The sequence below is a fragment of the Gallibacterium genomosp. 2 genome (assembly GCF_000771895.1).
GTDB lineage: Bacteria > Pseudomonadota > Gammaproteobacteria > Enterobacterales > Pasteurellaceae > Gallibacterium.
Genome location: NZ_JPXY01000063.1, coordinates 1 through 22,051, shown reverse-complemented (window position 1 = coordinate 22,051; position 22,051 = coordinate 1). Strand labels below are relative to the sequence as shown.

The window sequence follows — 22,051 nt, the reverse complement described above, 5'->3', positions numbered from 1 at the left end:
CATAATGGCTTAACAAAATAGCATAAGATTATGTTTATAAAGGATTTTTTAAATAAAAAGAGTTGCTAATATTTTGAAAAATAAATATTAGCAACAAAATTGTCCACATGGCATAGTTTTTGATAGATCAGCAACAATTTTGTCTACTATGCCAGTTTCTTCATAAATAGGATTGGTATAGATGTATTCTAAGTGATAAAATTTTGTTCAATAATGCATAAAACATTTTTGAGGGAGAAACTTACCGTGCATAATTGCTTGGCAAACTCCTCGTAAAATTATGTTTATATTTTTTAAGTAAGAAGAGTGGAGAAAACCAATACGCTTATTCATTGTAATTAGCATACTATTTATTTTATATAAAGAGAATTAATTAGATTGAGTAAAAATAGTAGGTTTTAATTCTTCTGCTAATTGTTTTAATGCAGTTAATAATTGATCTACTACAGCTTGGTCTTGTGCTTCATACTCCAATAAACTTGCTGCCAGTCCAAATTTTGCTGTTCCAAATTTATTAGGTAAAGCAATACCATAGCAATACATCCCTTTTCTTAATTGCCCATTATCTATGGCATATCCTTGTTTTCTTATTTGGCTCATTTCTTGTTGAATTTGTTCAATACTGGTTACACCTGTATCAGTAAAAGGTGCGGGTAAATTTTCTAATAAGGGTGCTAATTGTGCATCAGTAAATGTACTTAAAATTGCCTTTCCGGTCGCTGTGAATATTGCCGGGAAATGCATCCCTATTTTGAAAGTAATCCCCAAAGGTAAAGAGCTATTTTTACAAGCAAGATAGATAACTTGATCTTGATTAAGAGTGGAGAGCGTTAATGTATAGGGTTCCAATTCAGGAAATTGTTTAATGGCTTGATAAAATTTACTGATCATATCCTGTTCTGCAACAAGGGCGTTTGCCCATTGAAGAATTTTGGTTCCTAACATAAATTGCTGATTTTCATTTTTTTGTACAACGCCATTATCCAACATTGTATGGAGAAGATTGTGTACGGAACTTCTTGGTAAATTTAATAATTTACTCACTTCCGCAGCGGAGATCGGCTGTGTTTGTTCACTTAAAAAATTCAAAATTTGAATTGCTTTTTGTAGTGCCGGAACAAGGCTATTTTTATTTTCTTTTTCCATTTTATTAACAAACTGTTGACTTTTTTTACGAGTTGTCGTTATTATCATATTCAAAATATGAAATAATTGTTCAGTATTATGAATAATTATCATATAAAAGGGCAAAAAAAGCAAATTTATTCTAATAGACAGACAGGCGTGTTGAAATGAACGACTTAATTACTCGAATGAGAGATGCAATTCCAAATGGTGCCAGCGTAATGTGCGATTGGTTTGTAGATTCTGCATCCAATGCAATTATCAAAACAACAGATGGAAGAGAAATGATTGATTTCTATGGTGGTATCGGTGTATTAAATATCGGTCACTGTCATCCAAAAGTTATGGCTGCAGTACGTGCACAATTAGATCATTTTTCACACACTTCATTCCAAATCGTTCCTTATACTAGCTATATTGAACTTGCAGAACGCATTAATGCGTTAGTTCCCATTGATGGAAAAGTGAAAAGCCAGTTATTCTCTACTGGTGCGGAAGCCGTTGAAAATGCAGTGAAAGTAGCAAGAGCCTACACAAAACGTAATGGTGTTATTGCTTTTGGTGGCGCATTCCACGGTCGTACTTTATTAACATTGGCTTTAACCGGTAAAGTTAATCCATATCAAGCAGATTTTGGTGCTATGCCTGCCGGTATTTATCACGCACTTTATCCATCAACAACACAAAATATTAGTGTTGATGATGCGATTAAAAGTATTAAACGTATTTTTAAAAGTGATATTGCACCGACAGATGTAGCTGCAATTATTCTTGAACCAGTTCAAGGCGAAGGTGGTTTCAATGTATGTCCTCCGGAATTTATGCGTAAAGTTCGTGAAATTTGTGATGAACACGGCATTGTTATGATTGCAGATGAAGTTCAATCAGGATTTGCAAGAAGCGGTAAACTCTTTGCAATGGAACATTTTGATGTAAAACCGGATGTAATGACTATGGCGAAAAGTTTAGCCGGTGGTTTTGTGCTTAGTGGCATTGCAGGTAAAGCTGAAATTCTTGATGCGGCTCGTCGAGGTGGTTTAGGCGGTACTTATGCAGGTAACCCTTTAGGTGTTGCTGCGGCTTTATCTGTATTAGATGTTATTAAAGAAGAAAAAATTTTAGAACGCTCTCAATTATTAGGTGATCGCCTTCGTAAGTTCCTTGCTGATCTTAATGCCCCTGAAGTTACTGATATTCGCGGTCTTGGTTCAATGATTGCGGTTGAATTTGGTGATGATGAAAATCCAAATAGTGCATTTGCAAGCAAAGTACAAAAAATTGCAATGGAAAATAACTTGGTACTTCTTACTTGTGGTGTTCATGGTAATGTGATTCGGTTCCTTTACCCAATTACTATTGAAGATGAATTATTTGATCGAGCATTATTAATTCTCAAAAATGCGATTGAACAAGCTAGAAAAGAACTTGCTTAATCACTGTCTATAAAGGAGAAAAAGATGAAATCACTTCAAGCATTGTTACAACATAAGGATGTGAGTTTTACTCAGCAGCCTGATTGGATTGAAGTTACTAATCCTGCAAATGGTGATGTATTAGCATATGTGAAGAAAACTTCAGTTGATCAGGTTAATGAGCTGATTGAGAAAGCTTCTATTGCCCAGAAAAAATGGGCCGCAAAAACAGCATTGGAACGAGCTGATATTCTTTGGCAATGGTATTACTTAGTAAAACAAAACAAAGAAGATTTGGCACAAATTATGACAATGGAACAAGGTAAGAGTTTAACTGAATCGCGCGGGGAAATTGATTATGCTGCTTCCTTTATTCGTTGGTTTGCTGAAGAAGCACGCCGTATTGATGGTGATATTTTAACAAGTACGAAAGTATCACAAAAATTATTGGTGATTAAACAACCTATCGGAGTGACTGCGGCGATTACGCCTTGGAATTTTCCGGCTGCGATGATTACTCGTAAAGCGGCACCAGCATTAGCAGTAGGCTGTGCGATGTTGGTTAAACCAGCTAGCCAAACACCATTAAGTGCTTATGCTCAGGCTTTATTGGCTTATCAAGCTGGTGTGCCGGAAGATCTATTTGTAATTGTAAATGGTAATGCCAGTGATATTAGCAATGCATTTGCCAATAATTCGATAGTAAGAAAAATTAGCTTTACTGGTTCAACTGAAGTAGGGGCAAAAATCTTTAGTAGCAGTGCGAAAGATATTAAGAAATTAAGCCTTGAACTTGGTGGAAATGCACCATTTATCGTGTTTGATGATGCTAATTTGGATAAAGCCGTTGATGGTTTAATTGCAAGTAAATTTAGAAATAGTGGGCAAACCTGTGTATGTACTAACCGTACTTATGTTCAAGCTGGTGTTTACGATGAATTTTGTCATCGTTTAGTGGCTAAAGTAGCTGAACTTAAATTAGGTAACGGTTTGGAAGAGGGTGTTAATCAAGGTCCTCTCATTGACGCTAAAGCTGTAAGAAAAGTAGAAGAACATATTGCTGATGCTGTATCAAAAGGTGCAGTTTGCCTTATTGGAGGTAAGCGTAGTGAATTAGGTTTTAGTTTTTTTGAGCCGACAGTGTTGTCAAATGTGACTCAGCAGATGGTTGTTGCCAAGGAAGAAACTTTTGGTCCGCTTTGCCCTGTTTTTAAATTTACTGATGAAAAAGAAGTGATTTCTTATGCTAATGATACCGAATTTGGTTTGGCTAGTTACTTGTATACACAAGATACTACAAGACAATGGCGAGTATCCGAAGCATTGGAATACGGTATGGTTGGTATTAATACTGGCTTAATCAGTAATGAAGTTGCACCATTTGGTGGCGTAAAAGCGAGCGGTATCGGGCGCGAAGGTAGTAAATACGGAGTAGACGAGTATCTTGAGTTGAAATATCTATGCGTTGATTTAAGTGAATAATCATAAAAATTGAGGCGTGTTTTTCTTACTATTATTTTATGCAAACACAACATTTTTATTAAAACACGCCTTTAATTTATCTTTATATACAGGAGGCAAGCTATGTCTAATGGCTTAAAAACGGCAAAAATTACCTTTGCCGAAGGGATGGCTATGATTGTAGGTACCAATATTGGTGCCGGTATTTTATCGGTTTCATATGCCGCACGTAAAGCAGGTTATATGCCATGACTCTTTTGGTTGATTGTCGTTGGCATCATTACTACTATCACAATGTTGTATGTAGCCGAAGCAACATTACGAACCCAACAGCACGAGCAGTTAACCGGATTAGCACACCGTTATATTGGTAAAATGGGAGCGTGTTTAATGTTTGCCTCAGTAACGATTAATGCCCTTGGTGCGTTAATTGCTTACATGAATGGTAGCGGCGATTTATTGCACTCATTATTCGGCATTAATAAAAAATTAGGTAGTATCATTTTTTTTATACCGGCGACCTTAATTTTATATCTTGGCTTAAAAGCTTTGGGGCGAAGTGAAAAAGTTATTACTTCATTAATGGTATTAATGTTGGTTGTGCTTATTGGCGCAACATTCGCATTCCCAACTACTGATTTTAGTCGAATTTTTGACGGCAGCTGGCATTATATGATTCCGGTATTTAATTTAGTTGTGTTTATTTATTGTGCACAATATATTGTTCCGGAAATGGCGCGAGGTTTAGCGCACAAACCACAGTTGCTTCCTCGAGCAATTATTACTGGGATGTTTATTACTTTCGTTTTAATTGCTTTGGTACCGTTATCTGTCATTTCTCTTAATGGACTAGAAAATATTAGCCAGGTCGCAACAATTAGCTGGGGAGAAGCATTGGGAAGTTGGGCATTTTTTATGGCTAACGGCTTTGCTTTATTTGCGATGTTAACCTCTTATTGGGGAATTGGCGGTAGCTTCTTAACTAATATTGCGGATCGTTTTGATCTTCCTGTGGATAGTAATCGCTTGGTTCGTACCGGTGTAGTTGCGTTGGTTGCAGTACCACCGCTGTGGTTGGCTTATAGTGGAATGGTTGGTTTTGTGGATGCGCTCTATTTTGCTGGCGTATTCAGTGGAGTGGTATTGAGTATTGTGCCTTATCTTATTGTTAAAGGCGCAAGAAAATCTGGTAATAAAGAACCAGAATGGCAATGCCCGAAAGTACTCACTTCGCCTGTTATCTATATCACTATTTTCATTATGTATAGCGCCAGTGCAGTGTATGCAGTGCTAGCTAAGTTGTCACTATTGCCGGCAGGCTGGTGATTTAGTACACATAAACATTGCGATACAGATAAGAGATATATAAAGCCGGTAAAGAAAACTGGCTTTATTTTTATAGGCAAACTTCCTTTTTAATTTTTTCTATCAGTAATCTATACAAATGGACGATTACTCAGATTGGTGCAGAAAAATAACACAAAAAATCCTTGCTATTTTATTAATGTCGTATAAAATACACAGGCTTTTTTAAGCCATTTGATGTAATCATTTATCAAATGATGGCAATAATTTTTGTCATAACAAAATGTTTCCGATTGGGAAACTAAAATAGGTTAGTCGCACTTCTTTCCATTATGCAGTTGGAACTTGAGGTGTGAATTTTTTATTAATTATTTTTTGAAAATGGAGCTCTGGTCTCATGCAGAACCAAAGAATCCGTATCCGCTTAAAAGCATTTGATCATCGTTTAATTGATCAATCTACAGCGGAAATCGTAGAAACGGCAAAACGTACAGGTGCTCAAGTTCGTGGTCCAATTCCACTACCAACCCGTAAAGAACGTTTCACAGTATTGATTTCTCCACACGTAAATAAAGATGCGCGTGATCAATATGAAATCCGTACTCATAAACGTTTGGTTGATATCGTTGAGCCTACTGAAAAAACTGTTGACGCTTTAATGCGTTTGGATCTGGCTGCCGGTGTTGATGTGCAGATCAGCCTAGGTTAATTTAAGAGGTTATTACAATGATTGGTTTAATCGGTCGTAAAGTTGGTATGACTCGTATCTTCAATGAAGACGGCGTGTCTATCCCAGTTACTGTTATCGAAATCGAAGCCAACCGCGTTACTCAAGTGAAAACCCTTGAAACAGATGGCTACTGTGCAGTTCAAGTTACAACTGGCTCAAAAAAAGCAAGTCACGTAACTAAACCTGAAGCAGGTCATTTTGTTAAAGCAGGTGTTGAGGCAGGTCGCGGTTTATGGGAATTCCGTGTGGCTGAAGGTGAAGAATTCACTTTAGGTCAAGAAATTAATGTTGATATCTTCGCAGACGTGAAGAAAGTTGACGTTACTGGTACTTCAAAAGGTAAAGGTTATGCCGGTACAGTAAAACGTTGGAACTTCCGTACCCAAGATGCTACACACGGTAACTCTTTGTCTCACCGTGTTCCAGGATCAATTGGTCAAAACCAAACTCCGGGTCGCGTATTCAAAGGTAAAAAAATGTCTGGTCACTTAGGGAATGAACGAGTAACCGTTCAATCTTTAGAAGTGGTTCGTGTTGATGCTGAACGTAAATTACTATTAGTTAAAGGCGCTGTTCCTGGTGCAACTGGTGGTGATTTAATCGTTAAACCAGCAGTGAAAGCATAAGTCTAGGAGATAGGAATGGAATTAGTAACTAAAGATGCACAAAGTGCATTAACTGTTTCTGAAACTACCTTCGGACGTGAGTTTAACGAAGCGTTGGTTCACCAAGTTGTTGTTGCTTATGCAGCAGGTGCTCGCCAAGGTTCTCGTGCACAAAAATCTCGTGCTGAAGTGTCTGGTTCAGGTAAAAAACCATGGCGTCAAAAAGGAACAGGTCGTGCCCGTTCCGGTGACATTAAAAGCCCAATTTGGCGTTCTGGTGGTGTAACTTTCGCAGCTAAACCACAAGATCACAGCCAAAAAGTGAACAAAAAAATGTATCGCGGTGCAATCAAAAGCATTCTTTCTGAATTAGTTCGTCAAGATCGTTTAGTTGTTGTCGAAAAATTCGAAGTTGAAGCACCGAAAACTAAAGTTTTAGTTCAAAAATTAAAACAAATGGCACTTGATGATGCATTAATCATCACAGCAAATGTAGATGAAAATCTATATTTAGCTGCACGTAATTTATATAAAGTAGATGTACGTGATGTTCAAGGTATCGATCCAGTCAGCCTAATTGCTTTTGAAAAAGTAGTTATGACTGTAGATGCAGTTAAGCAAATTGAGGAGATGTTAGCATGAGTCAAGAACGTTTGCTAAAAGTGCTTAAAGCACCACATATCTCTGAGAAAGCAACAAATAATACTGAGAAGTCAAACACTATCGTTTTCAAAGTTGCATTAGATGCAAATAAAGCAGAGATTGCTCAAGCAGTAGCAGAATTATTTGAAGTGAAAGTGGATTCTGTACGTACAGTGGTAGTAAAAGGTAAAACTAAACGCCACGGTGCAAGAATCGGACGTCGCAGTGACTGGAAAAAAGCTTATGTAACACTTGCTGAAGGTCAAAGCTTAGACCTTGTAGAAAGTGCAGAGTAATCAGAGGAGATAATCAATGGCTATCGTTAAATGTAAGCCGACCTCCGCTGGTCGTCGTCACGTTGTAAAAGTTGTCAATCCTGAATTATATAAGGGTAAACCTTATGCACCACTTTTAGAAAAAAATGCTAAAACTGGTGGTCGTAACAATTTAGGTCGTATTACTACTCGCCATATCGGTGGTGGTCATAAACAACATTACCGTTTAATTGATTTCAAACGTAACAAGTTAGATATCCCAGCGGTGGTAGAGCGTTTAGAATATGATCCAAATCGTTCTGCTAATATTGCATTAGTATTATATAAAGACGGTGAACGTCGTTATATTTTAGCGCCTAAAGGATTGTCTGTTGGAGATCAAATCCAAGCAGGTGCAACAGCAGCAATCAAAGTTGGTAATTCATTACCAATGCGTAGTATTCCGGTTGGTACAACTGTACACAATGTGGAATTAAAACCAGGTAAAGGCGGTCAAATTGCCCGTTCTGCAGGAGCATATGTACAAATCATTGCTCGTGAAGGCAATTATGTAACACTTCGTCTTCGTTCTGGTGAAATGCGTAAAGTATTAGCTGAGTGCCACGCAACCATCGGTGAAGTGGGTAACTCTGAACATATGTTACGCGTATTAGGTAAAGCAGGTGCTAACCGTTGGAGAGGTATTCGTCCAACTGTTCGTGGTACTGCAATGAACCCAGTAGATCACCCACATGGTGGTGGTGAAGGTCGTAACTTTGGTAAACACCCAGTAACTCCTTGGGGCGTTCAAACTAAAGGTAAGAAAACTCGCCATAACAAACGTACTGATAAATATATCGTACGTCGTCGTGGTAAATAATATTAATTAAGTAAAGAGGATAAGCCATGCCACGTTCTCTCAAGAAGGGTCCTTTCCTTGACCTACACTTGTTGAAGAAGGTAGAGAAAGCGGTGGAAAGCGGGGATAAAAAACCAATTAAAACTTGGTCCCGTCGTTCAATGATCATCCCAAGTATGATTGGTTTGACCATCGCAGTCCATAATGGTCGTCAGCACGTTCCTGTTTATGTTACTGATGAAATGATCGGTCATAAATTAGGTGAATTTGCACCGACTCGTACTTACCGCGGTCATGCCGCAGATAAGAAAGCTAAGAAGTAAGGGGTAAAGGATGGAAACTATTGCAAAACATCGTTTCGCTCGCACCTCAGCACAAAAAGCTCGCTTAGTTGCTGATTTAATTCGCGGTAAAAAAGTAGCACAAGCATTAGAAATTCTTACATACACTAATAAGAAAGCAGCAGCTTTAGTGAAGAAAGTGCTTGAGTCAGCTATCGCAAATGCAGAGCACAATGACGGTGCAGATATCGATGATCTTAAAGTCGCAAAAATCTTCGTTGATGAAGGTCCTAGCATGAAACGCGTAATGCCACGTGCTAAAGGTCGCGCAGATCGTATTTTAAAACGTACTAGCCACATTACTGTGGTAGTGTCAGATCGTTAATCAGTAGGAGAATAGCAATGGGTCAAAAAGTTCATCCACATGGTATTCGCCTAGGTATTGTTAAACCTTGGTCATCTACTTGGTATGCGAATACACAAGATTTCGCCGATAATTTAGACGGCGACTTTAAAGTACGTAAATTTTTAACTAAAGAGTTAGCGAATGCATCTGTTTCACGTATCACTATTGAACGTCCAGCAAAAAGTATTCGTGTAACTATTCATACTGCTCGCCCAGGTATCGTTATCGGTAAGAAAGGTGAGGATGTTGAAAAATTACGCAATGCAGTTGCAGCTATTGCAGGTGTTCCAGCGCAAATCAATATTGCGGAAGTTAAAAAACCTGAATTAGATGCAAAATTAGTTGCGGAGAGCATTGCCTCTCAATTAGAACGCCGTGTAATGTTCCGCCGTGCAATGAAACGCGCTGTACAAAATGCAATGCGTTTAGGAGCAAAAGGTATCAAAGTTGAAGTTAGTGGTCGTTTAGGCGGTGCGGAAATCGCTCGTTCTGAATGGTATCGTGAAGGTCGTGTACCATTGCATACTTTACGTGCGGATATCGATTACAATACTGCTGAAGCTAATACTACTTATGGCGTTATCGGCGTCAAAGTATGGATCTTCAAAGGTGAGATTCTTGGTGGAATGGCTGCAGTTATGCAATCAGAACAACAACAACCTGCGGATAAGCCTAAAAAAGCTCCGCGTAAAGGTCGTAAGTAAGGAGATTCGCTAAATGTTGCAACCAAAACGTACTAAATTCCGTAAAATCCACAAAGGTCGTAACCGTGGTATTGCGGCAGGTACTGATGTAAGTTTCGGTACCTTTGGTTTGAAAGCAATTGGACGTGGTCGTTTAACTGCTCGCCAAATCGAGGCAGCTCGTCGTGCGATGACTCGTGCGGTTAAACGTCAAGGTAAAATCTGGATTCGTGTTTTCCCAGATAAACCAATTACTGAAAAACCATTAGAAGTCCGTATGGGTAAAGGTAAAGGTAACGTTGAGTACTGGGTAGCCTTAATCCAACCGGGTAAAGTTCTATATGAAATGGATGGTGTGTCTGAAGAGATCGCAAGAGAAGCTTTTGCATTAGCAGCGGCTAAATTGCCTATTAAGACCACTTTCGTAACTAAGACGGTGATGTAATGAAAGCTCAAGAACTACGTACAAAAAGTGTTGAAGAGCTGAATGCTGAATTGGTTAACTTGTTAGGTGAGCAATTCAAGTTGCGTATGCAAGCAGCCACCGGTCAGCTTCAACAAACTCATCAGTTAAAACAAGTGCGTCGTCAAATTGCAGTTGTTAAGACTATTCTAACTGAGAAGGCGGGTGAGTAATGACTGATAAAATTCGTACAGTACAAGGTAAAGTAATTAGTGATAAGATGGAAAAATCTTTTACTATCGCTATTGAGCGTATGGTTAAACATCCAATTTATGGTAAGTTTATCCGTCGCACTACTAAACTCCACGTACACGATGAAAACAACGAAGCAAAAGTTGGTGATATTGTAGAGATTCGTGAATGTCGTCCAATCTCTAAAACAAAATCTTGGACTTTAGTTCGTGTTGTTGAAAAAGCAGTAAGCTAATTTATTGCTGTTAAATTAAAAAATAAAATGATTTAAGCCCTTAGTATCTTAAGGGCTTTTTTATTTTTTGATGTAAAAGTTGTTTAAGTTAACATAAGCAAAATAAATTGATTGAGTGATTTTACAAAGTATTTTTTGTTATTAAATAGTGTGATTTAGGTTGCTTTTTGTCTATCCGTTGTGCTAGAATCCGCAACCTATCCGCCCTATGGGTGAGATAGAGGTAAATTCGTCCCGAAAGGGTTTTTTTAATTTTAGCGGAGTACTAACATGATCCAAGAACAGACTATGCTAGACGTTGCTGATAATTCAGGCGCTCGTAGCGTAATGTGTATCAAGGTTCTAGGTGGCTCACACCGTCGTTATGCTGCTGTTGGTGATATCATCAAAGTTACTGTGAAAGAAGCAATTCCACGCGGTAAGGTGAAAAAAGGTGATGTGCTTAAAGCAGTTGTTGTGCGCACCAAGAAGGGTGTTCGTCGCCCAGACGGGTCAGTTATTCGCTTCGATGGTAATGCTTGCGTTATTTTAAACAATAATAGTGAGCAACCAATCGGTACACGTATTTTCGGACCGGTAACTCGTGAACTTCGCTCTGAGAAGTTTATGAAGATTATCTCTTTAGCTCCAGAAGTACTGTAAGGAGAAGTGAGAAATGGCTGCAAAAATCCGTCAAAATGATGAAGTGATTATGATCACTGGTAGCGTTGCCAAAGGTAAAGGTAAACGCGGTAAAGTAACAAAGGTATTACCTAACGGTAAAGTTATCGTTGAAGGTTTAAATATGATTGCTAAACACGAAAAACCAGTTCCTGCATTAGGAAAACAAGGTGGTATCGTGCGTAAAGAAGCACCAATTGATGTTTCTAACGTAGCAATTTTCAATCCTTCTACAAATAAGGCTGACCGAGTAGGTTTCAGATTTGAAGATGGTAAAAAAGTTCGTTTCTTCAAATCTACTGGTGAAACAATTAAATAAACTGGAGTAATGCGATGGCGAAACTGCATGATTACTACAGAGATCAAGTAGTAAACGAATTAAAAGCAAAATTCGGCTACAAATCTGTCATGCAAGTCCCACGAATCGAGAAGATAACCCTAAATATGGGTGTGGGTGAAGCATTGACCGACAAAAAATTGTTAGATAACGCAGTAGCAGATCTAACAGCAATTAGCGGTCAAAAACCTTTAATCACTAAAGCTCGCAAATCTGTTGCTGGCTTTAAGATTCGTCAGGGATATCCGATCGGTTGTAAAGTAACCCTACGCGGTGAGCGTATGTGGGAATTCTTTGAACGATTAATTTCTATTGCTGTTCCACGTATCCGTGACTTTCGTGGTTTAAATGCGAAGTCTTTCGATGGTCGTGGTAATTACAGCATGGGTGTGCGTGAACAAATCATCTTCCCTGAAATCGATTATGATAAAGTGGATCGTGTACGTGGTTTAGATATTACTATTACCACTACAGCGAAAACAGATGAAGAAGGTCAAGCACTACTTGCTGCCTTTGACTTCCCATTCCGTAAATAAGGCAGGTTACAATGGCAAAACAATCAATGAAAGCACGTGATGCAAAACGTGTTGAATTAGCTGAAAAATACTACGCGAAACGTCAAGAATTAAAGAAAATCATCTCTGATGCTAATTCTTCTGATGAAGAGCGTTGGAATGCAGTGTTAAAGTTACAAACTTTACCACGCGATTCAAGCCCAATTCGTCAACGTAACCGTTGCCGTCAGACAGGTCGTCCACACGGTGTGTTACGTAAGTTTGGTTTAAGCCGTATTAAGGTTCGTGAAGCTGCAATGCGCGGTGAAATTCCAGGCCTTAGAAAAGCGAGTTGGTAATATACCACTTTATTTTGGAATCATGGGAGTAAATACACATGAGCATGCAAGATCCAATCGCAGATATGTTGACCCGTATTCGTAACGGTCAAGCTGCAAATAAGGTAGCGATCAACATGCCTTCATCCAAGCTAAAAGTGGCAATTGCCGACGTTCTAGCTAAAGAAGGTTATATTGAGAGCTTCAAAGTTGTTGAAGGTGTTAAACCTGAATTGGAAATTACTTTAAAATATTTCCAAGGAAAACCAGTTGTAGAAAGTATTCAGCGTGTAAGCCGTCCAGGTTTACGTATTTATAAACGTAAAGATGAATTACCAAAGGTTCTTGGTGGTTTAGGTATTGCTGTTGTTTCTACATCTAAAGGTGTAATGACCGATCGAGCTGCGCGTCAAGCAGGCTTGGGCGGTGAAATTATTTGTTACGTAGCTTAATAGAGAGGTAGGAAGATGTCTCGTGTCGCAAAAGCACCTGTTAATATTCCTGCCGGCGTAGAGATAAAACTCGACGGACAGCTATTAACAGTTAAAGGTAAGAATGGCGAGTTAACTCGCGAAATTAACAAAGCAGTTGAAGTAACTATTGAAAATAACGCATTACATTTTTCTCCACGTGTAGAAATTGATGGATCTAATGCACAATCTGGTACAGCCAGAGCATTAGTAAATGCAATGGTTATTGGTGTTACAGAAGGATTTACTAAGAAATTACAATTAGTTGGTGTTGGTTATAGAGCACAACTTAAAGGTAATGTATTAGCGTTGAACTTGGGTTATTCTCATCCAATTGAACACACATTACCGGCAGGTATTTTAGCAGAATGTCCTTCTCAAACAGAAATTGTTTTAAAAGGCGCAGATAAGCAATTAATCGGGCAGGTTGCTGCAGATATTCGTGCTTACCGCCGTCCTGAACCTTATAAAGGTAAAGGGGTACGTTACGCTGATGAAGTGGTACGTACTAAAGAGGCTAAGAAGAAATAAGTAGGGTAACACTATGGATAAAAAATTGGCTCGTATTCGTCGTGCAACCCGTGCGCGTCGTATGATTAAAGAGCAAGGTGCAACACGTTTGGTAGTACATCGTACTCCACGTCATATTTATGCTCAAGTAATTGCACCTAACGGTTCAGAAGTGCTTGCTACAGCTTCTACTCTTGAGAAGGCGATTCGTGAGCAAGTTAAATATACCGGAAATAAAGAAGCTGCAGCAGTAGTTGGTAAATTAGTTGCTGAACGTGCTTTGGAAAAAGGTATTAAAGAAGTTGCTTTTGACCGTTCTGGTTTTAAATATCATGGCCGTGTGCAGTCGTTGGCAGACGCTGCTCGTGAAGCTGGTCTACAGTTCTAATAGAGGTAATTTGAGATGGCAAACATCGAAAAACAAGCTGGTGAACTGCAAGAGAAGCTAATCGCGGTAAACCGTGTATCTAAAACAGTAAAAGGTGGTCGTATTATGAGCTTTACTGCTTTAACAGTAGTAGGTGATGGAAACGGTCGCGTTGGTTTTGGTTACGGTAAAGCTCGTGAAGTTCCGGCAGCAATCCAAAAAGCGATGGAAAAAGCACGTCGCAATATGATTAATGTGGCTTTGAATGAAGGTACACTACAACACCCTATCAAAGGGGCTCATACTGGTTCTCGCGTATTTATGCAACCAGCAAGCGAAGGTACAGGTATCATCGCAGGTGGTGCAATGCGTGCAGTATTGGAAGTTGCAGGTATTCGTAACGTATTGTCAAAAGCATACGGTTCAACAAACCCAATCAACGTGGTTCGTGCTACGATTGATGCGTTAGCTAATATGAAGTCGCCAGAAATGGTAGCAGCTAAACGTGGTAAAACAGTTGATGAAATTTTGGGGTAATTGATCATGGCAAAAACTATTAAAGTAACACAAACTCGTAGTTCAATTGGTCGTTTACCAAAACATAAAGCTACTTTACGTGGTTTAGGTCTTCGTCATCTTAACCACACTGTTGAATTAGTTGATACTGCAGCAGTACGAGGTATGATCAATCAAGTATCATACATGGTTAAAGTGGAGGAGTAATAAATGCGTTTAAATACTCTATCTCCGGCTGAAGGTGCTAAACACAGTGCTAAACGTCTTGGGCGTGGTATTGGTTCTGGTTTAGGTAAAACTGGTGGTCGTGGACATAAAGGTCAAAAATCACGCACTGGCGGTGGTGTAAGACGTGGATTTGAAGGTGGTCAAATGCCTTTATACCGTCGTCTACCTAAATTTGGTTTCACTTCAGTGAAAGCAGCAGTTACTGCTGAAGTTCGTTTAAGTGATTTAGCAAAAGTTTCTGGAAATGAAATTACTTTAGAAACTCTCAAAGATGCAAAAGTTATTTCATCAGATATTCAATTTGTAAAAATCATTCTTTCAGGTGAAGTCAAGTCTGGCGTAGTTATTCGTGGATTACGCGTAACTAAAGGTGCTAAAGCAGCAATTGAAGCTGCTGGTGGTTCAATCGAGGAATAATTAACAGATGGCTAAACAACCGGGGTATCAAAATAGAAGTACTCAGAGCGGTACGAGTGAATTAAAGCGGCGCTTACTATTTGTTTTGGGAGCGTTAATTGTTTTCCGTATTGGTTCTTTCATCCCGGTTCCTGGCATTGACTCTGCTGTATTGGCACAAGTTATTGAACAACAAAAAGGCACAATCGTAGATATGTTTAATATGTTCTCCGGTGGTGCCTTAAGCCGTGCATCAGTATTTGCTTTAGGGATCATGCCTTATATTTCGGCATCGATCATTATTCAGCTATTGACGTCTGTTTATCCTGCATTAGCAGAATTGAAGAAAGAAGGTGAAGCTGGTCGCCGGAAAATCAGTAAATATACTCGTTATTCTACATTAGCGTTAGCAACAATTCAGGCAATAGGTATTTCAACAGGATTACCTAATATGCTCCCTGGATTAGTACCTAATTTAGGATTTGGGTTTTATTTTACTGCTGTAATTAGTTTAGTAACTGGAACAATGTTCTTAATGTGGTTAGGTGAACAAATTACAGAAAGAGGGGTCGGAAACGGTATTTCTTTAATTATCTTTGCTGGGATTGTTGCGGGATTACCATCAGCAATTGCGCATACAATTGAACAAGCGCGTCAAGGTCAGATGCATCTGTTGGTTCTCTTATTGATTGCTGTTGTTGTATTTGCAGTAACTTATTTTGTTGTATTTGTAGAACGTGGGCAAAGAAGACTGGTTGTTAATTATGCTAAGCGGCAACAAGGGCGCCATATGTTAGCAGCACAAAGTTCTCATTTGCCACTTAAAGTGAATATGGCAGGTGTTATCCCTGCTATCTTTGCTTCGAGTATTATTTTATTCCCAGCTACAATTACACAATGGTTTGGTCAAGGACAAGGGTTGGACTGGTTAAATGACTTATCAATGTTATTACATCCTGGACAGCCTTTATATTTGATTTTATATGCAGTTGCGATCATATTTTTTAGCTTCTTCTATTCTGCAATGCAATATAATCCAAGAGATACAGCAGATAATTTGAAAAAATCTGGTGCATTTTTGCCAGGGATTAGACCGGGGGAACAAACATCACGTTATATTGATAAGATAATGACTCGTTTAGCTTTGATCGGCGGTCTTTATGTTACTTTTGTGTGTTTAGTTCCGTATATTATGACATCAGCTTGGAATGTTCAGTTTTACTTCGGTGGAACATCCCTATTGATTGTTGTAGTAGTAATTATGGATTTCATCGCTCAGGTTCAAAGTCATTTGATGTCAAGTCAATATGAATCGGTGTTGAAAAAAGCAAACCTTAAAGGGGCAAGACAATAAAATTGTCTTTAATTTAGAAAAAGGATAAGCAATGAAAGTTCGTGCGTCCGTAAAGAAATTATGTCGTAACTGTAAGATTGTTAAACGTGAAGGCGTAGTTCGTGTGCTTTGCAGCGATCCTAAACATAAACAACGTCAAGGTTAATTTGATATATTTTTCTTGAAAAGAATCGGTTGAGTGGGTATACTGCTCAACTCTTTTGTATAGTGTATTGGTATGTTGTTTGAGTATCCTGAAACGGGCTTTTCAGATCAACATACCAGATTAGTTAAATAATAGGAGTGCATAGTGGCCCGTATTGCAGGCATTAACATTCCTGATCATAAGCACGCTGTAATTGCTTTAACAGCAATCTATGGTATCGGTAAAACCCGTGCTCAACATATTTGTGATGCAGTGGGTATTGCAGGAAGCGTTAAGATCAGCGAATTGTCTGAAGAGCAGATTGATAAACTGCGTGACGAAGTTGGTAAATTTACTGTTGAAGGTGATTTACGCCGTGAGGTAACACTAAACATCAAACGTCTTTTAGACTTAGGATGCTACCGTGGTTTACGTCATCGTCGTAGCTTACCGGTACGTGGTCAACGTACTAAAACTAACGCGCGTACCCGTAAGGGACCACGCAAACCGATCAAGAAATAATCGGGGTAAATGATAATGGCTAAAACACCAGTTCGTGCGCGTAAGCGTGTAAAAAAACAAGTTGTAGATGGCGTGGCTCATATTCATGCTTCTTTCAACAATACTATTGTTACAATCACTGATCGCCAAGGAAACGCCCTAGCTTGGGCTACTGCAGGTGGATCAGGTTTCCGTGGTTCTCGTAAATCTACTCCGTTTGCGGCACAGGTTGCTGCAGAACGTTGTGCCGAAATGGTTAAAGAATTCGGCTTAAAGAACTTGGAAGTTATGGTAAAGGGACCTGGTCCTGGTCGTGAGTCAACAATCCGCGCATTAAATGCTGCAGGATTTCGCATCACTAATATTACTGATGTGACTCCGATTCCTCATAACGGTTGTCGTCCACCGAAAAAACGTCGTGTATAAGACGTATTAGGATAGTTGGAGAAAGAAAATGGCAAGATATTTGGGGCCTAAGCTCAAACTAAGCCGTCGTGAGGGCACAGACTTATTTTTGAAGTCTGGTGTTCGTGCGATTGAGTCTAAATGTAAGATTGATACTGCACCAGGTCAACACGGTGCACGTAAGCCACGTTTATCTGACTATGGTAGTCAATTACGTGAGAAACAAAAAGTTCGTCGTATGTACGGAATTTTAGAACGTCAGTTCCGTAACTATTACAAAGAAGCTAACCGTTTGAAAGGTAACACTGGGGAAAACTTATTAGTGTTATTAGAAGGACGTTTAGATAATGTTGTGTATCGTATGGGATTTGCAGCAACACGTGCAGAAGCTCGTCAATTAGTTAGCCATAAGGCTATTATTGTTAATGGACGTGTAGTAAATATTCCTTCTTTCCAGGTTTCTGTTGATGATATTATTGCAGTACGTGAAAAATCTAAAAAGCAAGCACGTATTAAAGCGTCATTAGAATTAGCAGAACAAAAAGAAAAACCAACTTGGTTAGAAGTCGATGCTGCTAAAATGGAAGGTGTTTTCAAACGTATTCCGGAACGTTCTGATTTATCAGCAGACATTAACGAACATCTGATCGTTGAGCTTTATTCTAAATAATAGAGCTTAACAGCAAAGAGAGGATAAAATGCAGGGTTCTGTTACAGAATTTTTAAAGCCACACTTAGTTGATATTGAGCAAATTAGCCCTACTCACGCTAAAGTGACCTTGGAGCCGTTAGAACGAGGCTTTGGCCACACATTAGGTAATGCTTTACGTCGCATTCTTTTGTCATCTATGCCAGGTTGTGCAGTGACTGAAGTAGAGATTGACGGTGTATTGCATGAATACAGTAGTAAAGAAGGGGTTCAAGAAGATATTCTTGAAGTTCTTTTAAACTTAAAAGGTCTAGCGGTTAAAGTGCAGAATAAAGATGACGTATTTCTGACACTGTCGAAATCTGGAATTGGCCCTGTTGTTGCCGCAGATATCACTCATGATGGTGATGTTGAAATCGTTAATCCAGATCATATCATTTGTCATTTGACAGATGAAAATGCCTCTATTAATATGCGCATTCGAGTGCAGCGTGGCAGAGGATACGTTCCTGCGTCTTCGCGCTCACATGATGAAGAACGTCCTATTGGTCGTTTGTTGGTAGATGCATGCTATAGTCCTGTTGATCGTATTGCTTATAATGTTGAAGCAGCACGTGTTGAACAGCGTACTGACTTAGATAAGTTAGTTATTGAGATGGAAACTAATGGAACATTAGATCCAGAAGAGGCGATTCGTCGTGCAGCAACTATTTTAGCAGAACAGCTTGATGCATTCGTTGATTTGCGTGATGTTCGTCAACCAGAAGTCAAAGAAGAAAAACCGGAATTTGATCCGATTCTACTTCGTCCAGTAGATGACTTAGAGTTGACAGTTCGTTCTGCTAACTGTTTGAAAGCAGAAACAATTCACTATATCGGTGATTTAGTTCAACGTACAGAAGTTGAGTTACTTAAAACTCCTAATCTTGGTAAGAAATCTCTTACTGAAATTAAGGATGTATTAGCTTCACGTGGACTATCACTAGGTATGCGCCTTGAGAATTGGCCACCAGCAAGTATTGCTGAAGACTAGTTTGGTCATAGGTTAAAGATTTTTCTGAGAAGGATAAGGTCATGCGCCATCGTAAGAGTGGTCGTCAACTAAACCGTAATAGCAGTCATCGCCAAGCGATGTTTCGTAATATGGCAAGTTCTTTGGTTAGTCATGAGATTATCAAGACTACATTGCCAAAAGCAAAAGAATTACGTCGTGTAGTTGAGCCGTTAATTACTTTAGCTAAAGTAGACAGCGTTGCAAACCGCCGTTTAGCTTTCGCTCGTGTTCGCGACAACGCAGTTGTTGCAAAACTATTTAATGAATTAGGTCCACGTTTTGCCCAACGTGCGGGTGGTTACACTCGTATTTTAAAATGTGGATTCCGCCCAGGTGATAATGCGCCAATGGCGTATATTGAGTTAGTAGATCGCCAAGTTGCTGAAGAAGCAGCTGTAGCGGCTGAATAATTCAATTTAGATTGATTAAAAAAAACTGCATCTTTTAGATGCAGTTTTTTTATATCTGGTTTTATTGTTTCCATTGATTAATTCTGAAATTTATTTAATCATATTCCATAACACCCCTCAGGCTTTGGAGAACCTAAAAATTGAAATTTTTATCTTTTTCTAAGTTATTGAAAACAATCTTAATTTCCTCTCTTATTTTTTTTAGCTCTTCGATATTTGCAGAGAAGCTTTATATTTATAACTGGACAGAATACATTCCTAATTCTCTATTACAGGAGTTTACTAAAGAGACAGGTATTGAGGTTGTCTATTCGACTTTTGAGAGTAATGAAGAAATGTACTCGAAGATGAAATTAACTAATGGTGGAGGGTATGATCTCATCTTTCCATCTAGTTATTACATTGGGAAAATGGCCAAAGAGGGTATGTTAGCAAAATTAGATAAGTCGAAATTAGTTAATTTTGCACAAATAACATCAAGCCTATTGAATAAAAATTTTGATCCGGAAAATCAATATTCATTACCCTATGTTTATGGCTTAACGGGAATTGGCATAAATAGTGCTGAGGTTGATCCGAAATCAGTTACAAGTTGGGCTGATTTATGGGATCCAAAATACAAAGGGAAAATCTTATTAACGGCAGATTCTAGAGAAGTTTTTCATATTGCTTTGTTATTGAAGGGATTTTCACCAAATACAAAGGAAAATAAAGAAATTGAATCAGCTTATCGTTTGTTGCAGAAATTAATGCCAAATGTACAATCGTTTAATTCTGATTCTCCTGATGTGCCTTATGTACAAGGAGAGGTCTCATTAGGAATGATTTGGAATGGATCAGCTTTTCGTGCACATAAGGAAAATCCTGATATTCAATTTATTTATCCACAAGAAGGTGCCATTATTTGGATGGATAATTATGCTATTCCTAAAAATGCGGAACATAAAGAGGCAGCCTATAAGTTTATTGATTTTATGTTACGCCCAGAAAGTGCTAAAGAGGTTATTGAGACAATGGGGTTTTCTATGCCTAATGAGGGCGTAAAAGTATTATTGAATCCTGTAGATGCTAATGATATAACACTATTTCCTCCTCAGGATCAGATAGAAAAAGGTGTTTTACAGGAGGATGTTGGAGATGCAATCGATATTTACGAAAAGTATTGGCATCTTTTGAAAACTAATTAGTCACTGGTTCAGCAATTATAGACAGAAATGTATATAATTGTAGCTCATATTATCGATTATATTTTTTATTTATAGATAGGATTTATTATGGAAAAGTTTCGTGTACACGGGCGATCTTGTCTGAAAGGTTCGGTGAAAATTTCGGGTGCTAAAAATGCAGCATTACCTATTTTATTTGCTTCTATTTTAGCGGAAGAACCTATTACTTTGTATAATGTACCAAGGCTACGTGATATAGAAACTACTTTACAGATTTTGCGTAAATTAGGTATTAAAGCTGATTGGTGTGGTGAGCAGACTATTTGTATTGATGCGAGTAATGTGGACAATTTTGTTGCTCCATATGAGCTTGTTAAAACGATGAGGGCATCTATTTGGGCATTAGCACCATTAACGGCACGTTTTAATCAGGGGCAAGTGTCTTTACCGGGTGGTTGTTCTATTGGAGCAAGACCAGTTGATCTCCATATTTCTGGATTAGAAAAATTGGGTGCGAAAATTTTACTTGAAGATGGTTATGTAAAATCGTTTGTTCCTTCTCGTTTACAAGGGGCGAGAATTGTTATTGATAAAGTCAGTGTCGGAGCAACAATTTCGATTATGACTGCAGCTGTCTTAGCAAAAGGAAAAACGGTAATTGAAAATGCTGCTCGGGAACCAGAAATTGTCGATACTGCTGAATTTTTGAATAAGATGGGTGCTAATATTCAAGGTGCTGGTACCGATATGATTACTATTGAAGGAGTAGAGCGTCTTGCCGGTGGTGAACATACGGTAATACCTGATCGTATTGAAACCGGAACATTTTTGGTGGCAGCAGCGGTATCTGGAGGTCGAGTTGAGTGTCTGGGAGCAAGAGCGGATACTTTAGAAGTAGTCATTGAAAAATTACGTGAAGCTGGGGCTCAAGTTGATGTTACGGAAAACAGCATTACGTTGGATATCTTAGGGCAGCGTCCTAAAGCAGTCAATATTAGAACAGCTCCACATCCGGGATTCCCAACTGATATGCAAGCTCAATTTACCTTACTAAATATGGTGGCGAATGGAACAGGGATTATTACAGAAACGATTTTTGAAAATCGTTTTATGCATATTCCAGAGTTGATTCGGATGGGAGCTAAAGCTGAAATAGAAGGGAATACAGTAATATGTCACGGTGTGGATCATTTATCTGGTGCCGAAGTAATGGCGACAGATTTGCGTGCATCGGCAAGTTTAGTGATTGCAGGTTGTATTGCACAGGGCGAAACCATTATTGATCGAATTTATCACATTGATCGCGGTTATGAACATATTGAAGAAAAACTAAGAGCGTTAGGGGCAAGAATAGAACGATTTGTGGATAAATAAGGATTATGAGGTTGCAATAGCAACCTCTTTTTTTTAGGCATATAG

Annotated in this window: 35 protein-coding genes; 34 read left to right on the top strand and 1 reads right to left on the bottom strand. The window is 38.7% G+C overall.

The features are described 5' to 3' along the window. Nucleotides 1-369 precede the first annotated feature (369 nt). A complete protein-coding gene (locus P375_RS11330; protein WP_245176466.1) occupies nucleotides 370-1,194 on the bottom strand; it encodes an IclR family transcriptional regulator in 825 nt (274 codons plus the stop codon). 98 nt (nucleotides 1,195-1,292) lie between these two features. Between P375_RS11330 and gabT the strand changes: the two genes are divergently transcribed. From gabT to murA, 34 genes are all read left to right on the top strand, one after another. Beyond that, nucleotides 1,293-2,558 carry a 4-aminobutyrate--2-oxoglutarate transaminase gene (gene gabT / locus P375_RS11325; protein WP_039137124.1) on the top strand — a complete coding sequence of 422 codons (1,266 nt, stop codon included), beginning with the start codon at nucleotides 1,293-1,295 and terminating at the stop codon, nucleotides 2,556-2,558. A 24-nt stretch (nucleotides 2,559-2,582) separates the two neighbouring features. After that, the gene (locus tag P375_RS11320; RefSeq protein WP_039137121.1) at nucleotides 2,583-4,019 is read left to right on the top strand and encodes an NAD-dependent succinate-semialdehyde dehydrogenase; all 1,437 of its coding nucleotides are present in this window, start codon (nucleotides 2,583-2,585) and stop codon (nucleotides 4,017-4,019) included. Nucleotides 4,020-4,121: 102 nt separating this feature from the next. Further along, nucleotides 4,122-4,250: a hypothetical protein gene (locus P375_RS12895; RefSeq protein ID WP_280643145.1), complete on the top strand. Its 129-nt coding sequence runs from the start codon at nucleotides 4,122-4,124 to the stop codon at nucleotides 4,248-4,250. Between the two features lie 9 nt (nucleotides 4,251-4,259). Next, entirely contained in the window at nucleotides 4,260-5,324 is a 1,065-nt protein-coding gene (locus P375_RS11315) for an aromatic amino acid transport family protein (RefSeq protein WP_280643144.1), read from the top strand. Nucleotides 5,325-5,700: 376 nt separating this feature from the next. Further along, on the top strand, nucleotides 5,701-6,012 hold the full coding sequence (rpsJ, locus tag P375_RS11310) for a 30S ribosomal protein S10 (RefSeq protein WP_001181005.1): 312 nt from the start codon (nucleotides 5,701-5,703) through the stop codon (nucleotides 6,010-6,012). Between the two features lie 17 nt (nucleotides 6,013-6,029). Continuing rightward, nucleotides 6,030-6,659 carry a 50S ribosomal protein L3 gene (gene rplC / locus P375_RS11305; RefSeq protein WP_013745963.1) on the top strand — a complete coding sequence of 210 codons (630 nt, stop codon included), beginning with the start codon at nucleotides 6,030-6,032 and terminating at the stop codon, nucleotides 6,657-6,659. 15 nt (nucleotides 6,660-6,674) lie between these two features. Beyond that, nucleotides 6,675-7,280: a 50S ribosomal protein L4 gene (gene rplD, locus P375_RS11300; RefSeq protein WP_013745962.1), complete on the top strand. Its 606-nt coding sequence runs from the start codon at nucleotides 6,675-6,677 to the stop codon at nucleotides 7,278-7,280. After that, complete coding sequence (rplW, locus tag P375_RS11295) at nucleotides 7,277-7,576, top strand: 50S ribosomal protein L23 (protein ID WP_013745961.1); 300 nt, start codon at nucleotides 7,277-7,279, stop codon at nucleotides 7,574-7,576. Before rplD ends, rplW begins: the two co-directional genes overlap by 4 nt. Before the next feature lie 16 nt (nucleotides 7,577-7,592). Continuing rightward, nucleotides 7,593-8,414 (top strand): 50S ribosomal protein L2, encoded by an 822-nt coding sequence (rplB, locus tag P375_RS11290; protein ID WP_018346240.1) that lies wholly within the window; start codon nucleotides 7,593-7,595, stop codon nucleotides 8,412-8,414. 26 nt (nucleotides 8,415-8,440) lie between these two features. Next, nucleotides 8,441-8,716, top strand: coding sequence for a 30S ribosomal protein S19 (rpsS, locus tag P375_RS11285; protein WP_013745959.1), 276 nt, complete (start codon nucleotides 8,441-8,443; stop codon nucleotides 8,714-8,716). 10 nt (nucleotides 8,717-8,726) lie between these two features. Then, nucleotides 8,727-9,059 carry a 50S ribosomal protein L22 gene (gene rplV, locus P375_RS11280; protein WP_013745958.1) on the top strand — a complete coding sequence of 111 codons (333 nt, stop codon included), beginning with the start codon at nucleotides 8,727-8,729 and terminating at the stop codon, nucleotides 9,057-9,059. A 17-nt stretch (nucleotides 9,060-9,076) separates the two neighbouring features. Beyond that, on the top strand, nucleotides 9,077-9,784 hold the full coding sequence (gene rpsC / locus P375_RS11275; RefSeq protein WP_013745957.1) for a 30S ribosomal protein S3: 708 nt from the start codon (nucleotides 9,077-9,079) through the stop codon (nucleotides 9,782-9,784). Between the two features lie 13 nt (nucleotides 9,785-9,797). Then, nucleotides 9,798-10,208, top strand: coding sequence for a 50S ribosomal protein L16 (rplP, locus tag P375_RS11270; RefSeq protein WP_013745956.1), 411 nt, complete (start codon nucleotides 9,798-9,800; stop codon nucleotides 10,206-10,208). Continuing rightward, nucleotides 10,208-10,399 carry a 50S ribosomal protein L29 gene (rpmC, locus tag P375_RS11265; RefSeq protein WP_013745955.1) on the top strand — a complete coding sequence of 64 codons (192 nt, stop codon included), beginning with the start codon at nucleotides 10,208-10,210 and terminating at the stop codon, nucleotides 10,397-10,399. The genes rplP and rpmC overlap by 1 nt, the downstream gene beginning before the upstream one ends. Further along, the gene (gene rpsQ, locus P375_RS11260; protein WP_039137116.1) at nucleotides 10,399-10,653 is read left to right on the top strand and encodes a 30S ribosomal protein S17; all 255 of its coding nucleotides are present in this window, start codon (nucleotides 10,399-10,401) and stop codon (nucleotides 10,651-10,653) included. Before rpmC ends, rpsQ begins: the two co-directional genes overlap by 1 nt. Before the next feature lie 270 nt (nucleotides 10,654-10,923). Beyond that, nucleotides 10,924-11,295, top strand: coding sequence for a 50S ribosomal protein L14 (gene rplN, locus P375_RS11255; RefSeq protein ID WP_013745953.1), 372 nt, complete (start codon nucleotides 10,924-10,926; stop codon nucleotides 11,293-11,295). A gap of 13 nt (nucleotides 11,296-11,308) precedes the next feature. Beyond that, the gene (gene rplX, locus P375_RS11250; RefSeq protein ID WP_013745952.1) at nucleotides 11,309-11,632 is read left to right on the top strand and encodes a 50S ribosomal protein L24; all 324 of its coding nucleotides are present in this window, start codon (nucleotides 11,309-11,311) and stop codon (nucleotides 11,630-11,632) included. 14 nt (nucleotides 11,633-11,646) lie between these two features. Beyond that, the gene (gene rplE / locus P375_RS11245; RefSeq protein ID WP_013745951.1) at nucleotides 11,647-12,186 is read left to right on the top strand and encodes a 50S ribosomal protein L5; all 540 of its coding nucleotides are present in this window, start codon (nucleotides 11,647-11,649) and stop codon (nucleotides 12,184-12,186) included. A gap of 11 nt (nucleotides 12,187-12,197) precedes the next feature. After that, nucleotides 12,198-12,503 carry a 30S ribosomal protein S14 gene (rpsN, locus tag P375_RS11240; protein WP_039137113.1) on the top strand — a complete coding sequence of 102 codons (306 nt, stop codon included), beginning with the start codon at nucleotides 12,198-12,200 and terminating at the stop codon, nucleotides 12,501-12,503. 38 nt (nucleotides 12,504-12,541) lie between these two features. After that, entirely contained in the window at nucleotides 12,542-12,934 is a 393-nt protein-coding gene (gene rpsH, locus P375_RS11235) for a 30S ribosomal protein S8 (RefSeq protein ID WP_018346238.1), read from the top strand. 15 nt (nucleotides 12,935-12,949) lie between these two features. Then, nucleotides 12,950-13,483 (top strand): 50S ribosomal protein L6, encoded by a 534-nt coding sequence (gene rplF, locus P375_RS11230; protein ID WP_039137111.1) that lies wholly within the window; start codon nucleotides 12,950-12,952, stop codon nucleotides 13,481-13,483. 13 nt (nucleotides 13,484-13,496) lie between these two features. Then, the gene (gene rplR, locus P375_RS11225; RefSeq protein WP_013745947.1) at nucleotides 13,497-13,850 is read left to right on the top strand and encodes a 50S ribosomal protein L18; all 354 of its coding nucleotides are present in this window, start codon (nucleotides 13,497-13,499) and stop codon (nucleotides 13,848-13,850) included. Nucleotides 13,851-13,865: 15 nt separating this feature from the next. Beyond that, nucleotides 13,866-14,366 carry a 30S ribosomal protein S5 gene (gene rpsE, locus P375_RS11220; RefSeq protein WP_013745946.1) on the top strand — a complete coding sequence of 167 codons (501 nt, stop codon included), beginning with the start codon at nucleotides 13,866-13,868 and terminating at the stop codon, nucleotides 14,364-14,366. Nucleotides 14,367-14,372: 6 nt separating this feature from the next. Continuing rightward, the gene (gene rpmD / locus P375_RS11215) at nucleotides 14,373-14,552 is read left to right on the top strand and encodes a 50S ribosomal protein L30 (RefSeq protein WP_013745945.1); all 180 of its coding nucleotides are present in this window, start codon (nucleotides 14,373-14,375) and stop codon (nucleotides 14,550-14,552) included. A 3-nt stretch (nucleotides 14,553-14,555) separates the two neighbouring features. Beyond that, entirely contained in the window at nucleotides 14,556-14,990 is a 435-nt protein-coding gene (rplO, locus tag P375_RS11210) for a 50S ribosomal protein L15 (protein ID WP_039137109.1), read from the top strand. A gap of 7 nt (nucleotides 14,991-14,997) precedes the next feature. Continuing rightward, entirely contained in the window at nucleotides 14,998-16,323 is a 1,326-nt protein-coding gene (gene secY, locus P375_RS11205) for a preprotein translocase subunit SecY (RefSeq protein ID WP_039137107.1), read from the top strand. A 31-nt stretch (nucleotides 16,324-16,354) separates the two neighbouring features. Further along, nucleotides 16,355-16,468: a 50S ribosomal protein L36 gene (rpmJ, locus tag P375_RS11200; protein WP_005548767.1), complete on the top strand. Its 114-nt coding sequence runs from the start codon at nucleotides 16,355-16,357 to the stop codon at nucleotides 16,466-16,468. Nucleotides 16,469-16,612: 144 nt separating this feature from the next. Beyond that, nucleotides 16,613-16,969 carry a 30S ribosomal protein S13 gene (rpsM, locus tag P375_RS11195; protein WP_013745942.1) on the top strand — a complete coding sequence of 119 codons (357 nt, stop codon included), beginning with the start codon at nucleotides 16,613-16,615 and terminating at the stop codon, nucleotides 16,967-16,969. Nucleotides 16,970-16,984: 15 nt separating this feature from the next. Then, entirely contained in the window at nucleotides 16,985-17,374 is a 390-nt protein-coding gene (gene rpsK, locus P375_RS11190) for a 30S ribosomal protein S11 (protein ID WP_012072238.1), read from the top strand. Between the two features lie 28 nt (nucleotides 17,375-17,402). Then, the gene (gene rpsD / locus P375_RS11185; RefSeq protein ID WP_039137102.1) at nucleotides 17,403-18,023 is read left to right on the top strand and encodes a 30S ribosomal protein S4; all 621 of its coding nucleotides are present in this window, start codon (nucleotides 17,403-17,405) and stop codon (nucleotides 18,021-18,023) included. Between the two features lie 28 nt (nucleotides 18,024-18,051). Next, nucleotides 18,052-19,035: a DNA-directed RNA polymerase subunit alpha gene (locus P375_RS11180; RefSeq protein WP_039137100.1), complete on the top strand. Its 984-nt coding sequence runs from the start codon at nucleotides 18,052-18,054 to the stop codon at nucleotides 19,033-19,035. Nucleotides 19,036-19,076: 41 nt separating this feature from the next. After that, nucleotides 19,077-19,466, top strand: a complete 390-nt coding sequence (gene rplQ / locus P375_RS11175) for a 50S ribosomal protein L17 (protein ID WP_013745939.1) — start codon at nucleotides 19,077-19,079, stop codon at nucleotides 19,464-19,466. 140 nt (nucleotides 19,467-19,606) lie between these two features. Then, nucleotides 19,607-20,653 carry an extracellular solute-binding protein gene (locus tag P375_RS11170; protein WP_039137098.1) on the top strand — a complete coding sequence of 349 codons (1,047 nt, stop codon included), beginning with the start codon at nucleotides 19,607-19,609 and terminating at the stop codon, nucleotides 20,651-20,653. A gap of 87 nt (nucleotides 20,654-20,740) precedes the next feature. Continuing rightward, a complete protein-coding gene (murA, locus tag P375_RS11165) occupies nucleotides 20,741-22,006 on the top strand; it encodes a UDP-N-acetylglucosamine 1-carboxyvinyltransferase (RefSeq protein ID WP_039137095.1) in 1,266 nt (421 codons plus the stop codon). The last annotated feature ends 45 nt before the right edge of the window (nucleotides 22,007-22,051 follow it).